The following is a 13,361-nucleotide window of genomic DNA, read 5'->3' on the forward strand; positions in this document are numbered from 1 at the left end:
GGCCGGGGGGGGTCAGCGGAGGCGGGCGACCCGCCAGACCGCCAGGGCGACCACCACGGCGACCAGCAGGGCGTAGGCGGCCACGACCCGCCAGTCGGGTCTGCCGCCGGAGCCCCGGGCCGGCAGGCCGGGCCAGGTGTAGCCCACCCTGCGGGCGGCCATCATTCCCCAGCCGGCCGCGCAGGAGCAGATCAGCAGGCCCAGCATGGCGATCACGGCGCCGCTGTCGCCGAAGTCGAAGGCGAGCGGGAACGCGAACATCAGGGAGCCGACCGCGGCCAGGCCGATGATGGGGGCGAGCTGCCAGATGCGCAGCCGGCGCTGCGGGCGCAGCTCGACCTCGACCTCGTCGCCGCCCGCGAACATCTCGTCCGGCTCGGGGCCGTCGTCGGTCACGTGGCCCTCCGCCTCGTCCGGCCCGTCGGGGCTGAGACGCTCAGGGCCCTGCTCCGGTACACCCCGCTCGGTGGTGAGGTGTTCGGTGCCGTGCGCGGTGTCGCGAGGGCCGGCCTCCATCGCCACGCGCCCTCCCAACTTGGACTCCACTTGGTCGATCGAAGCTCGATGATGGCACGGCGTCAGAGGCCCGGATGACGGCCTGGGCGTCCCGATGCCATGACGTGATCAGGCTGTAACCGGTCGTTCGACCAACGACAGCGCGAGTCGCGGAAGTTCCGTCAGGTCCGCCGCGGCCCCACTCAACCAATGCACCCGCGGGTCGCGCCTGAACCACGAATCTTGACGGCGCGCGAAGCGCTTGGTGGCACGGACGGTCTCGGACCGGGCCTCCTCGAGGGTGCACTCCCCGGCGAGCGCGGAGAGCACCTGCTGGTAGCCGAGCGCGCGCGAGGCCGTACGCCCCTCGCGCAACCCTTGCGCCTCCAGTGCGCGCACTTCGTCCACGAGACCCGTGTCCCACATCCGGTCGACCCGGTCGGCGATCCGCGCGTCCAGCTCGGGCCGGGCGACGTCGACACCGATCTGGAGGGTGTCGTAGACCGAGTCGTGGCCGGGGAGGTTGGCGGTGAAGGGCAGACCGGTGATCTCGATCACTTCGAGCGCCCGGACGATACGGCGGCCGTTGCTCGGCAGGATGGCCCGCGCGGCCTCGGGGTCGGCGGCGGCGAGGCGGGCGTGCAGCGCGCCGGATCCGCGCAGGGTGAGTTCGTCCTCCAGGCGCGCCCGGACATCGGGGTCGGTGCCCGGGAACTCGAGGTGGTCGACGGCCCCGCGGACGTAGAGGCCGGAGCCCCCGACGAGGACGGGCCAGCGGCCGGCGGCGAGCAGTGCGTCGATCCGTTCCCGGGCGAGGCGCTGGTACTCGGCGACGGACGCGGTGACGGTCACGTCCCAGATGTCCAGGAGGTGGTGCGGGACACCCCCGCGCTCCTCGGGCGTCAGCTTGGCGGTTCCGATGTCCATCCCCCGGTAGAGCTGCATGGAGTCCGCGTTGACGACCTCACCGCCGAGCTCTCGGGCCAGGAAAACGCCCAGATCGGACTTTCCGGCTGCGGTGGGGCCGACGACGGCGATGACCCGGGGGGTGGGGAGTGCGCTGCTCACCGGTCCAGTCTCGCAAACCCCGCGGCCGGCCCTCCATCCAGTGGCATGACGCGACGGGCGCGGAGCCGCACACGGGGGTGGGTTTCGGCCACGAGAGGGTCGCGCGGCAGGACGGGACCGCGTGCGCGCGAGTACCGTATGGGGTGGATATGGGCGTTTTCGCACATGAGCGCGCTCGGACCGCACCGCGAGGGAAGGTGGACCATGGGTCTCCTGCACAACATGAAGGCCAAGCTGGGGCCTGCCAAGGAAAAGGTCTCGGACCTCGCGCAGCAGCACGGGGGCAGGATCCAGCACGGGCTGGACAAGGCCGCGAAGACCGCCGACGAGCGGACCAAGGGCAAGTACAGCGACAGGATCCAGAAGGGCACCGGCAGGGCCAAGGACGCCATGGACCGGCTCGCCCACAAGAACGAACCCGGTCCGGACGCGGGCGGCACCACTCCCCCGGCGGGGCCGCCGCCCGCGCACTGAACACCGGGCACCGGATCGGCACGGGGCCGGAAACGCGCTTCGAACAGCGCGTTTCCGGCCCCGGGCCGATCCGGTCCCTCGGCCGTTCCCGGCCTTCCGTCGCTCCGTGCCCTCCGGCGTGGAGAGGCGGGCGTCGCGCGACGCCGGCCGCTACGACCAGGTGGCCACCAGGTAGCCCACCCCGTACGGAGCGTCCTCGTACAGCAGCGTGCCCCGCAGCGCGGTCCCCCCGGCTTCGGCCGCCCCCGCCAGGACCTGCCAGGGAGCCCGGCCGGACACCTTGAGGTCGCGCGCCAGGCCGCTGTCCAGGGCCCTCAGGGCAGCCGTGTCGGCCGCTCCCAGCGCCCGCGCGGCCTCCGCGTCGAAGGGAGCCGCCCGCTCGTCGAGGTAGCCCGGCGCCTTGAGCGTGCGGCAGGCGCTGCCGTCGCCCATCACCAGCAGCGCGACCCGCTCCGCCCCGGCGGCGGCGTCCCGCCCCTGTTCGGCACACCGCTCCGCCGTGAGGGACTCCCCCACGCCGATCCCCTCGACGGGCACGTCCGTCCACCCGGTCCGCTCCAGCAGCCAGGCGCCCACCGCGAGCGCGCCGGGCAGTGCCCGGCCGGCCGCCGTGCCCCGGTCCGCTCCGAGCCGTACGTCGAGACCGACGCCGAAGCCGCGGAAGGACCCCGTACTGCCCTGCGGGTAGCGCTCGGGCTCCCCGTCGCCGGTCACCGGGCCGACCACCACCAGCAGGTCGGGCCGGGCGGCGGCGAGCACGCCGACCGCGTCCGTGCACGCCGCGCGCGCGGCGTCCAGCTCGGGTGCGGCGCCCGCGGCCACCTCGGGCACGAGGAGGGGCGGGCACGGACAGACTGCGGCGGCGACAAGCATGATCAGCAGCCTACTGGCGCGGCCCGGTCAGTCGACGGCGCAGCCCCCGGTGACCGCCGGCAGCGGCTCGGGCACGCCCACCTTGGGCAGGCCGAGCATGACGCCCGCCGGTCCGGCGGCCGCGGCGGTGTTGCGCTTCTCCCAGGCGTCGCCCGCGCGGGTGCGGCGCACGTCCAGGACGGGGCCCTCGGCGAGGAGGTGGTGGGGGGCCGCGTAGGTGATCCGGACGGTGACGACGTCACCGGGACGGACCTCCTGCTCCGGCTTGGTGAAGTGCACCAGGCGGCTGTCCGGGGCGCGGCCGGAGAGACGGTGGGTGGTGCCGTCCTTGCGGCCCTCGCCCTCGGCCACCATCAGCTCCAGGGTGCGGCCGACCTGCTTCTTGTTCTCCTCCCAGGAGATCTCCTCCTGGAGGGCGACGAGCCGTTCGTAGCGCTCCTGGACGACCTTCTTGGGGATCTGGCCGTCCATCTCGGCGGCCGGGGTCCCCGGACGCTTGGAGTACTGGAAGGTGAAGGCCTGCGCGAAGCGGGCCTCGCGCACCACGTGCAGGGTCTGCTCGAAGTCCTCCTCGGTCTCGCCCGGGAAGCCCACGATGATGTCGGTGCTGATCGCCGCGTGCGGGATGGCGGCGCGGACCTTCTCGATGATGCCGAGGTAGCGCTCCTGCCGGTACGAGCGGCGCATCGCCTTGAGGACCGTGTCCGAGCCGGACTGGAGCGGCATGTGGAGCTGCGGCATCACGTTGGGCGTCTCGGCCATGGCGGCGATGACGTCGTCGGTGAAGTCGCGCGGGTGGGGGGAGGTGAAGCGGACGCGCTCCAGGCCCTCGATCCTCCCGCAGGCCCGCAGCAGCTTGCTGAACGCCTCCCGGTCACCGATGTCGGAGCCGTACGCGTTGACGTTCTGGCCGAGCAGGGTGATCTCCGAGACGCCCTCGGCGACCAGCGCCTCGATCTCGGCGAGGACGTCACCGGGGCGCCGGTCCTTCTCCTTGCCGCGCAGCGCGGGGACGATGCAGAAGGTGCAGGTGTTGTTGCAGCCCACGGAGATGGACACCCAGGCCGCGTAGGCGCTCTCGCGGCGGGTGGGCAGTGTGGACGGGAAGGCCTCCAGCGACTCGGCGATCTCCACCTGGGCCTCCTCCCGGACGCGGGCGCGCTCCAGGAGGACCGGCAGCTTGCCGATGTTGTGCGTGCCGAAGACGACGTCCACCCAGGGGGCCCGCTTCACGATGGTGTCGCGGTCCTTCTGCGCGAGGCAGCCGCCGACCGCGATCTGCATGCCGGGGCGCTGCGCCTTCCTGGGGGCGAGGTGGCCGAGGTTGCCGTAGAGCTTGTTGTCGGCGTTCTCGCGCACGGCGCAGGTGTTGAAGACGACGACGTCGGCGTCGCCGTCGGCGCCCTCGGGGGCGCGGACGTAGCCCGCGTCCTCCAGCAGCCCGGACAACCGCTCGGAGTCGTGGACGTTCATCTGGCACCCGTAGGTGCGTACTTCGTAGGTGCGCGTGCCGCCCACTGACTGGCTCCGGTCGATGCTGCTCATGTCCTACAGGGTAGGCGGTCGCCGCACCGCCCCCGGGACTCCGCCCGGGATCGGGCCCGGGCCTGCGCCGAGGGCTCCGGTCAGGGCCCCGGCGCCGGGCTCCGGTCGGGCGTCCCGGGGCCCGCGCCCGGCGTCCGTCCCTGCCGGCGCAGCGCCCGGGACACGTCCGGCGCCTCGTAGTGCTCGCCCTTGAGGACCTTGCCGTCGGAGCGGCGGGCGATCTCGCCACCGGGGCCGCGCTTGCTCATGTCGGCGCGGTGGATCTCGGAGATCACGGCGTCGAGGTCGATGCCGTGGACGAGTGCCGTGCCGTAGGCGACGTGGACGACGTCGGCGAGTTCGTGCGCGAGCCGGTCGAGGTCGCCGCGCACCGCCGCCTCCGCCACCTCCGCGGCCTCCTCGGCGAGCAGGTCGGCGCGGTGGGCGGCGACCTCCGGGGGGACCTCGGCCGGTGTCTCGCGCGCGTCCGGTCCGAAGGCACGGTGGAACTCGCGGACCAGGTCGGCGGGCGAAGCACTCGTGCCATGACGGTAACGGCCGCCTCCCGGCCTGGTCAGAGGAACGCCCGGGCTGGCAGGATCGCGCACATGTCCCTCGCGTCGTTCCCTGTCGGCAGGCGCCGGGTCCTGCGGGGCGCGGTCGCCGGCCTCGTGGTGCTCGGGCTGCTGCTGTGGTGGCTGGCGCCCTGGACCGAGGATCCGCCGCGTGGGACGGTCACCCTGAGCACGGGCACGCGGGCGGGGGTCTACCAGAAGTACGGGGAGCTCCTGCGCACGTCGCTGGGCACTCGCATGCCCGACCTCGACGTGCGGCTGCTGACGAGCGCCGGTTCGCAGGAGAACGTGCGGCGCGTGGCGACCGGGCGGGCGGACTTCGCGATCGCCGCGGCCGACGCGGTGCAGACGTACCGGCTGAGCGGCGCGCAGAACGCCGGCGGGCTGCGCGGGGTCGCCCGTCTCTACGACGACTACGTGCAGCTCGTGGTCCCTCCCGGGTCCGACATCCGCTCCGTCGCCGATCTGCGGGGCAGGAGGGTCTCCATAGGCCCGCCCAAGTCGGGTGTCCGGCTCATCGCCAACCGGGTGCTCAGGGCGGCCGGCATCGACCCGGAGAAGGACGTCAAGCCCTTCGCCGACGGCATCGACACCGGTCCCGGGCGGCTCGGGCGGGGGCTGGACGCGTTCTTCTGGTCGGGCGGGCTGCCCACCGACGGCCTGCGCACCCTGGCCGAGGACGGGGGCCTCCGGTTCGTGCCGATCCCGGCCGATCTGGTCGCCCGGCTGCACGACCAGGGCGGGGCCACGCGCTACTACCGTGCCACCAACATGCCGGAGTCGGCCTATCCCGGCAGCCAGCACGGTGCGACCGTCCCGACGATGGCGGTGTCCAATCTGCTGATCACACGGACGGACACGGACCCGCGCGTCACCGAGTGGCTGACCCGGATCGTGCTCAGGAGCCGGGACGGCATCGGGGCGCACGTCCACTCCGCCCAGCTGGTCGACGTACGCACCGCGATCTACACCGATCCGCTCCGGCTGCACGAGGGCGCGCGCCGGTACTACCGGTCCGTCAAGCCCTGAACCGCCGTCTCCCCCGCGGGCGCGCTCCGGGGCACCGTCACCGTCACCGTCAGGCCGTGCGGCTCGTGCCGGGCGTACGCGATCGAGCCGCCGCCCGCCGTGAGCAGGGCGCGGGAGATGGACAGGCCGAGGCCGGAGCCCCTGATGTTCTGGTGCCGTGAACTGCGCCAGAAGCGGTCGCCCACGCGGGCCAGCTCCTCGTCGGTCAGACCGGGGCCCTCGTCGGTGACGACGACGGTGGAGGTGTCGCCGTGGGAGGCGACGCTCACCTCGACGGCCCGGTCCTCGGGCGTGAACTTCACCGCGTTGTCGATGACCGCGTCCAGCGCGCTGGACAGGGCGACCGGGTCGGCCCACGCCGTGGTCGGCGGGCAGTCCCCGGTCAGCAGGACGCCCTTGGCCTCGGCGGTGGGCGACCAGGCCGCCACGCGTTCGGCGGTCAGGGCACCGATGTCGGTGACCTGAAGCTGGGCCTCGCTGTGCTCGGCCAGCGCCAGGTCGAGCAGGTCGTCGAGGACCTGTGCCAGCCGCCTGCCCTCGGCCTGGACGGAGGCGATCTCCTCGTTGCCCTCGGGAAGCTCCAGGGCGAGCAGCTCGATGCGCAGGAGCAGGGCCGAGAGCGGGTTGCGCAGCTGGTGCGAGGCGTCGGCGACGAAGGCGCGCTGCTGCTCCAGCACGCTCTCGACGTTGTCCGCCATCTCGTTGAACGACCGGGCGAGCCTGCGGAGTTCCGGCGGCCCGCCGGCCGCCGCGACCCTGGACTTCAGCCGTCCGGTGGCGATGTCGTGGGTGGTGGCGTCCAGGACCCGTACGGGCTTGAGCACCCAGCCGGCCAGCCGCAGGGCCGCGCCGACGGCCAGCAGCATCGCGGCCGCCTCGCCCGCCGCGATGAGCAGCCAGCCCCGCAGGATGCGGGACCGCATCTGCCCGGTGGGCGAGTCGGTGACGACGACGGCGACGACGTCGCCGTCCCGGATGACCGGCGAGGCCACCACGAGGCTGCGCCGTTCCCAGGGCCACACCTGCTCCGGGTCGTGGCTGCGCCGGCTGAGCAGCGCCTCCTGGAAGGCCTCGCGCACCTCACCGGTCTCCGGCAGGAACCAGTCGTCCGGGGCGTGTGCCATCGGGGCGTCGTTGCGGCGGAAGACGCCGGCCCGTATGCCGTACACCTCGTAGTAGCTGTGCAGTTCGCTGTCGAGGGTCTCCCGGCGCTCGTCGACGTCTCCGGCGGCGGGGCCGGCGGGTTCGGCGACGAACTGGGCGAGGGCCGCGAAGCGTGCCGTGTCGTCGATCCGGTCGACGATGACCTGCTGCTGCCGCGCGCCCGCCAGGCTGACCGCGAGCGGGACGCCGAGGGCGAGCAGGACGGCCGCCATCAGGACGATGAGCAGCGGCAGCAGACGTGTGTGCACCTGGCCGGGCCCGCCCTAGACCACGGGCTCGACGAGCCGGTAGCCGACTCCGCGCACGGTCTCGATGAGGGCCGGCATGCGCAGCTTGGAGCGCAGGGAGGCGACGTGCACCTCGAGGGTGCGCCCGGTCCCCTCCCAGCTGGTGCGCCACACCTCGCTGATGATCTGCTCCCGGCGGAAGACGACCCCGGGGCGCTGGGCGAGCAGGGCCAGCAGGTCGAACTCCTTGCGGGTCAGCGGGACGGCCGCGCCGTTCACGCTGACCTGCCGGGTCGGCAGGTCGATGCGCACGGGGCCGAGCCGCAGCTCCGCCCCGCCGCTGCTCGGGGTGTCCTCCTGGACCGTGCGCCGGCTCACGGCGTGGATCCGGGCGAGCAGTTCGCCCGTGTCGTAGGGCTTGACCACGTAGTCGTCGGCACCGAGGTTGAGGCCGTGGATGCGGGAGCGCACGTCGGCGCGGGCGGTGACCATGATCACCGGGGTGCCGGTGCGCTTGCGGATCTTTCCGCACACCTCGTAGCCGTCCTGGTCGGGCAGGCCCAGGTCGAGGAGGACGACCCCGAAGCGGTCGGCCTCGGGGACGAGGGCCCGGAGGGCCTCCTCGCCGTTGCGCGCGTGGGTGACGTCGAAACCGTGCCGCGCCAGGACGGCCGACAGGGCGGCGGCGACGTGGTTGTCGTCCTCGACGAGAAGCAGTCTCATCCGGTCCCCCTTCGGTTCATCGGCCGTACCATCCGAGTGTGTAGAAAAACGGGTGCACGCGCGTGCGCACCCTGCAGTGACGCCGATGAACGAGGACGGCGTCAAGAGGGTTCCGGTTGCTCTTCGGTACCGTTACCCGGACGAAATGAGCCCTGCTCACAAGTGCTACGACACGTGTCCGATTGCTATCGGATCGTGATGCTCAGATTCCCCTCAGATGTGATGACGCAGGTCTGACGGATCACTACTGTCCTCCCAAACCGAGGAGGACGGAGCCTGAAAGCGATGACCGAAGTATCGGTGGCCAAGGAAGATGTGGCCGCGACCGGCGATCTGGTCGTCCTGAAGAGCGTCAACAAGCATTTCGGCGCGTTGCACGTACTCCAGGACATCGACCTGACGATCGCCCGCGGCGAAGTGGTCGTCGTCATCGGGCCCTCCGGGTCCGGGAAGTCCACCCTGTGCCGCACCATCAACCGTCTGGAGACGATCGACGACGGGTCGATCACGATCGACGGAAAGCCCCTGCCGCACGAGGGCAAGGAGCTCGCCCGGCTGCGGGCCGACGTGGGGATGGTCTTCCAGTCCTTCAACCTCTTCGCGCACAAGACCGTGCTCGAGAACGTGACGCTGGGCCAGGTCAAGGTCCGCAAGAAGGACAAGAAGGCCGCCGAGGAGCGGGCCCGTGCCCTGCTCGACCGGGTCGGCGTGGGCGCGCAGGCCGACAAGTACCCCGCACAGCTCTCCGGCGGCCAGCAGCAGCGCGTCGCCATCGCGCGGGCCCTGGCGATGGAGCCCAAGGTCATGCTCTTCGACGAGCCGACCTCCGCGCTCGACCCGGAGATGATCAACGAGGTTCTGGAGGTCATGCAGCAGCTCGCCCGCGACGGCATGACCATGATCGTCGTGACCCACGAGATGGGATTCGCCCGCTCGGCCGCCAACCGCGTGGTCTTCATGGCGGACGGCCGCATCGTCGAAGAGGCGACGCCGGACCAGTTCTTCAGCAACCCGCGCAGCGACCGCGCCAAGGACTTCCTGTCGAAGATCCTTCACCACTGACGTCGTCCTGCGCCCGGCGCTCGGACCACGTGCGTCACCGGACGGCCGGGGCCGCATCACCTCACCCGCACACGGGCCGCCTCACCTCACCAGTCAAAAGGATGTGCACCATGAAGCTCCGCAAGGTCACCGCCGCCTCGGCCGCCGTGCTCGCCCTCGCCCTGACCGCCACCGCCTGCGGCGGCGACGACAGCGGCGACAACGCCTCGTCCTCCGGCTCCGGGGGCGGCGACAAGATCAAGATCGGTATCAAGTACGACCAGCCCGGTCTCGGCCTGAAGACGCCGGACGGCTCCTTCAGCGGCTTCGACGTGGACGTCGCGACCTACGTCGCCAAGGAGCTCGGCTACGAGGCCGACCAGATCGAGTGGGTCGAGACCAAGAGCGCCGACCGTGAGAACGCCCTCGCGCGCGGCGACGTGAAGTTCATCGCGGCGACCTACTCCATCAACGACGAGCGCGCCCAGAAGGTCGACTTCGCCGGCCCGTACCTGCTGGCCCACCAGGACCTGCTGGTGAAGGCGGACTCGGACATCTCCGACGCCACGGACCTGAACGACAAGAAGCTGTGTTCCGTGACCGGCTCCACCTCGGCGCAGAACGTCAAGAAGGACTTCGCTCCGAAGGCCCAGCTGAGGGAGTACGGCACCTACTCGGAGTGCATCGCCGGTCTGCAGAGCGGCGCCGTCGACGCGCTGACCACCGACGACTCGATCCTCGCCGGTTACGCCTCGCAGGACCAGTACAAGGGCAAGTTCAAGCTCGCCGGTCTGAAGCTGAGCAACGAGAACTACGGCATCGGTGTCAAGAAGGGCGACACCGAGACCGTGAACAAGATCAACGACGCGCTGGAGAAGATGGTCTCCGACAAGGCCTGGGAGAAGGCGGTCGAGGCGAACTTCGGCCCGGCCGAGTACAACAACGAGCCGGCCCCGAAGATCGGCGACATCGTCAAGTAAGCCCAGGGCCGTCCGTAACGCGGGTTTCTGAAGGCGTGCCGCCGTCCGTCGCGATCAGGACGGCGGCGCGCCGCGTCCGCCACGTACGCCACACACCCGGAAGCGCGGGAGATCGTGTTCGACTTCATTTCTGACTACAACGATCCAACCTTGTTGGGTGCCTTCTGGATGACGGTGAAGCTCACCGTGTTCTCGGGCATCGCCTCCCTGGTCTGGGGCACCCTGCTGGCGGCGATGCGCGTCAGTCCCGTCCCTCTGATGCGAGGGTTCGGCACCGCCTATGTGAACCTCGTCCGGAACATCCCCCTGACGGTCATCATCGTCTTCACCTCGCTCGGTCTCGCCGACATCTTCGGCATGACCATGGGCGCGCCCGAGGACTTCGCACTCCAGGGCTTCCGCCTCGCGGTGCTCGGTCTGTCCGCCTACACCGCGGCCTTCGTCTGCGAGGCGCTGCGCTCCGGCATCAACACCGTGCCCGTCGGGCAGGCCGAGGCGGCCCGCGCCATCGGTCTGAACTTCTCCCAGGTGCTCGGGCTGGTCGTGCTGCCGCAGGCGTTCCGCTCGGTCATCGGACCGCTCGCGAACGTACTGATCGCGCTGACCAAGAACACGACGGTGGCGGCCGCGATCGGTGTGGCGGAAGCCGCTCTGCTGATGAAGGAAATGATCGAGAACGAGGCACAGACGCTGCTCATCGGCGCGGTCTTCGCCTTCGGATTCGTGGTACTGACCCTGCCCACCGGCCTGTTCCTCGGCTGGCTGAGCAAGCGACTGGCGGTGAAGCGGTGACCTCCGTTCTGTACGACGCCCCCGGCCCCCGGGCCAAGCGGCGCAATGTCATCTTCTCGGTCGTCTTCGTCGTCCTCCTGGCCCTCCTCCTGTGGTGGGTCTACCGGACGATGGACGACAAGGGGCAGCTCGAGTGGTCCCTGTGGAAGCCGTTCACCGAGTCCGCGGCCTGGACGACGTATCTGCTGCCCGGCCTCGCCGACACCCTCAAGGCCGCGAGCCTGGCCATGGTCATCGCACTGCCGCTGGGGGCGGTCCTCGGCATCGCCCGGTTGTCCGACCACCGGTGGGTGCGGGCTTCGGCCGGCACGGTGGTGGAGTTCTTCCGCGCCATCCCGGTGCTGCTGCTGATGCTGTTCGCCAACGAGTTCTTCGCCCGCTCCACGGACGTCAGCACCGAGGACCGGCCCATGTACGCGGTCGTCACCGGTCTGGTGCTCTACAACGCCTCGGTCCTCGCCGAGGTCGTCCGGGCCGGCATCCTGGCCCTGCCCCGGGGCCAGACGGAGGCGGCCCAGGCGATCGGCCTGCGCAAGGGCCAGACGATGTCCACCATCCTGCTGCCGCAGGCCGTCACCGTGATGCTCCCGGCGATCGTGACCCAGCTGGTCGTCATCGTGAAGGACACCGCGCTGGGCGGCGTGATGCTCGGCTTCACCGAGCTGCTGAACGCGCGGGGCACGCTCGCGGCCAACTACGCCAACGTCATCCAGAGCTTCATCGTCGTGGCGATCATCTACATCGTCCTGAACTACCTCATCACCTCCTTCGCCTCCTGGCTCGAGGCGCGACTGCGCCGCAGCAAGCGCGGCACGGGGGTGGCGCTCGGCCCCGACGACGTCGACGACCTCAACGCGGCCGAAGTGGGGGGCACCCCCGGGGCCGGCGCGAGCAAAACCTGACGCACGTCCCGCCGTGCGCCTGCCGTACGACATGACTGTGGCCCGCCGTTGCCCGGCGGGCCACAGTCATGTCGGGGGCCGGTCGGTCCGCACCGTCGGTACGAACGAACAGGGTGAACGAACAGGGCGAAACGGACTCATGTGATGAGCAGTCGAGTGGTGTGACGTCCCCTGCCCCTCTTCATGATCGCCATGGGCCTTCGGTCACTTGACGCAAGCACCGGCAATAGGTTGCATACGTTCTGTGATCGTGCACCCTGCTCCATCGTCCTGTTCCTCCCCGTCCCTCCGGACGTCACTTCGAGCAGGGGGCGTCGCGCCGTGGACCCGGTGATCATCGTCGGAGCGGGGCCCGTCGGACTCACGCTCGCCCTGGCACTGGCGCGTCAGGAGGTGCCGTCCGTGGTCCTCGACGAGGGACCGGGCGAGGACGAACCGCGTCCCGCGCGTTCCGTCGTCCTCCGCGAGGACACCACGGAGCTCGTGAAACGGCTGACCGGGATGCCGCTCACCGCCGTCGGTTCCCCCTGGGCCGGATGGCGGTCGGTACGGCGCAAGCAGGTGACGCACGAGATCGCCTTCGACGACACCGAGCCCGGCCCCGTGCACATCGCCCAGCACGTCCTGACCGGTGTCCTGCGCGCGGCTCTCGTCGGCGAGCCGCTCGTCGAGGTCGTCCTGGACAGCCGGCTGGACTCCCTCGCGCAGGAGCCCTCCGGCGTCACCGCGCACACCCGCGGCCCCAGGGGCACCTGGTGGCGGGGCAGTTATCTGGTCGGCTGCGACGGCCCCCGCTCCACCGTGCGCAAGCTCCAGGACATCCGCTTCCCCGGCCGCACGGCGGTGGAACGCCACGCCGTGGCCGCGTTGCGCACGGAGCTGCCCCGGCCCGGAGAAGCGTTGCTGCACCGGATGCCGCCGTGGCGCACCTCCGGCCCCTTCGCCGGGGAGATCTCCGCGCGCCCGCTGCCGGACGGCGTGTGGCGGCTGGACTGGCTGATGCCGCCGGGCAAGGAACTGGTCACCCCCGAGCTGCTCCTCGACAGGGTGCGGGAGACCCTGGGCGGCTGGGCCGAGGGCCCGACACCCCCGTACGAGCTGCTCGACACCGGGGTGCACACCGTCCACCACCGGCTCGCCCGGCGCTGGCGGGCCGGCCGTGTCTTCCTCGCCGGCGACGCCGCGCATCTGCTCGGCGCCCTGGGCACGCACGGGCTGGACGAAGGGCTCCGCGACGTCGACAACCTGGCCTGGAAGCTGGCCCTGGCCTGGCACCACGGTCCGCACGAAGCGCTGCTCGACAGCTACCAGACGGAGCGCAGGGCGATCGTCGCCGCCCGGCTGCGCGCCGCCGACCAGGCGCTGCCGCTGGTGCGGGGTGGTGGAGGCCTGCGCTCCTACGTCCCCGGCGCCGGGCGCGGTCATGACGCGTTCCTGGCGGAGGGGCACCTGGGACGGGGGACGCTGGGCGCACCCGGTGTGCACACCGGCTCC

At 71.4% G+C, this 13,361-nt stretch carries 14 protein-coding genes; 7 read left to right on the forward strand and 7 right to left on the reverse strand.

Annotated elements, in window-relative coordinates; translation table 11 throughout:
- Positions 1-12 precede the first annotated feature (12 nt).
- The gene (locus tag AOK18_RS01620; protein ID WP_055693082.1) at positions 13-516 is read right to left on the reverse strand and encodes a hypothetical protein; all 504 of its coding nucleotides are present in this window, start codon (positions 514-516) and stop codon (positions 13-15) included.
- Positions 517-624: 108 nt separating this feature from the next.
- Positions 625-1,563 carry a tRNA (adenosine(37)-N6)-dimethylallyltransferase MiaA gene (gene miaA / locus AOK18_RS01625; protein WP_055693083.1) on the reverse strand — a complete coding sequence of 313 codons (939 nt, stop codon included), beginning with the start codon at positions 1,561-1,563 and terminating at the stop codon, positions 625-627.
- A gap of 204 nt (positions 1,564-1,767) precedes the next feature.
- Here miaA and AOK18_RS01630 point away from each other — a divergent pair, with 204 nt between their 5' ends.
- On the forward strand, positions 1,768-2,037 hold the full coding sequence (locus tag AOK18_RS01630; RefSeq protein ID WP_055693084.1) for an antitoxin: 270 nt from the start codon (positions 1,768-1,770) through the stop codon (positions 2,035-2,037).
- 150 nt (positions 2,038-2,187) lie between these two features.
- On the opposite strand, the gene AOK18_RS01635 is transcribed toward AOK18_RS01630, so the two are convergent.
- From AOK18_RS01635 to AOK18_RS01645, 3 genes are all read right to left on the reverse strand, one after another.
- Positions 2,188-2,910, reverse strand: coding sequence for a class III extradiol dioxygenase subunit B-like domain-containing protein (locus tag AOK18_RS01635; protein ID WP_055693085.1), 723 nt, complete (start codon positions 2,908-2,910; stop codon positions 2,188-2,190).
- A 27-nt stretch (positions 2,911-2,937) separates the two neighbouring features.
- The gene (gene miaB, locus AOK18_RS01640) at positions 2,938-4,455 is read right to left on the reverse strand and encodes a tRNA (N6-isopentenyl adenosine(37)-C2)-methylthiotransferase MiaB (protein ID WP_055693086.1); all 1,518 of its coding nucleotides are present in this window, start codon (positions 4,453-4,455) and stop codon (positions 2,938-2,940) included.
- An 80-nt stretch (positions 4,456-4,535) separates the two neighbouring features.
- On the reverse strand, positions 4,536-5,012 hold the full coding sequence (locus AOK18_RS01645; RefSeq protein ID WP_055693091.1) for a pyrophosphohydrolase domain-containing protein: 477 nt from the start codon (positions 5,010-5,012) through the stop codon (positions 4,536-4,538).
- Positions 5,013-5,042: 30 nt separating this feature from the next.
- Here AOK18_RS01645 and AOK18_RS01650 point away from each other — a divergent pair, with 30 nt between their 5' ends.
- The gene (locus tag AOK18_RS01650; protein ID WP_055693087.1) at positions 5,043-6,038 is read left to right on the forward strand and encodes a TAXI family TRAP transporter solute-binding subunit; all 996 of its coding nucleotides are present in this window, start codon (positions 5,043-5,045) and stop codon (positions 6,036-6,038) included.
- Here AOK18_RS01650 and AOK18_RS01655 read toward each other — a convergent pair.
- Both AOK18_RS01655 and AOK18_RS01660 read right to left on the reverse strand, forming a co-directional pair.
- Positions 6,017-7,450 (reverse strand): sensor histidine kinase, encoded by a 1,434-nt coding sequence (locus AOK18_RS01655; protein ID WP_055693088.1) that lies wholly within the window; start codon positions 7,448-7,450, stop codon positions 6,017-6,019. The genes AOK18_RS01650 and AOK18_RS01655 overlap by 22 nt on opposite strands.
- Before the next feature lie 15 nt (positions 7,451-7,465).
- Positions 7,466-8,152: a response regulator transcription factor gene (locus AOK18_RS01660; protein WP_055570937.1), complete on the reverse strand. Its 687-nt coding sequence runs from the start codon at positions 8,150-8,152 to the stop codon at positions 7,466-7,468.
- Between the two features lie 285 nt (positions 8,153-8,437).
- Here AOK18_RS01660 and AOK18_RS01665 point away from each other — a divergent pair, with 285 nt between their 5' ends.
- The 5 genes from AOK18_RS01665 to AOK18_RS01685 all read left to right on the forward strand — a co-directional run.
- Positions 8,438-9,214, forward strand: a complete 777-nt coding sequence (locus AOK18_RS01665) for an amino acid ABC transporter ATP-binding protein (RefSeq protein WP_055570938.1) — start codon at positions 8,438-8,440, stop codon at positions 9,212-9,214.
- A 110-nt stretch (positions 9,215-9,324) separates the two neighbouring features.
- Positions 9,325-10,173, forward strand: coding sequence for a glutamate ABC transporter substrate-binding protein (locus AOK18_RS01670; RefSeq protein ID WP_175400204.1), 849 nt, complete (start codon positions 9,325-9,327; stop codon positions 10,171-10,173).
- 114 nt (positions 10,174-10,287) lie between these two features.
- Positions 10,288-10,965, forward strand: a complete 678-nt coding sequence (locus AOK18_RS01675; protein WP_055570940.1) for an amino acid ABC transporter permease — start codon at positions 10,288-10,290, stop codon at positions 10,963-10,965.
- On the forward strand, positions 10,962-11,867 hold the full coding sequence (locus AOK18_RS01680) for an amino acid ABC transporter permease (protein WP_055693089.1): 906 nt from the start codon (positions 10,962-10,964) through the stop codon (positions 11,865-11,867). Before AOK18_RS01675 ends, AOK18_RS01680 begins: the two co-directional genes overlap by 4 nt.
- A 321-nt stretch (positions 11,868-12,188) precedes the next feature.
- On the forward strand, positions 12,189-13,361 hold a 1,173-nt coding region (locus tag AOK18_RS01685), incomplete at its 3' end, for an FAD-dependent monooxygenase (protein WP_055693090.1).

This window comes from Streptomyces prasinopilosus (assembly GCF_001419695.1).
In the GTDB taxonomy this organism is placed as follows: Bacteria; Actinomycetota; Actinomycetes; order Streptomycetales; family Streptomycetaceae; genus Streptomyces; species Streptomyces prasinopilosus.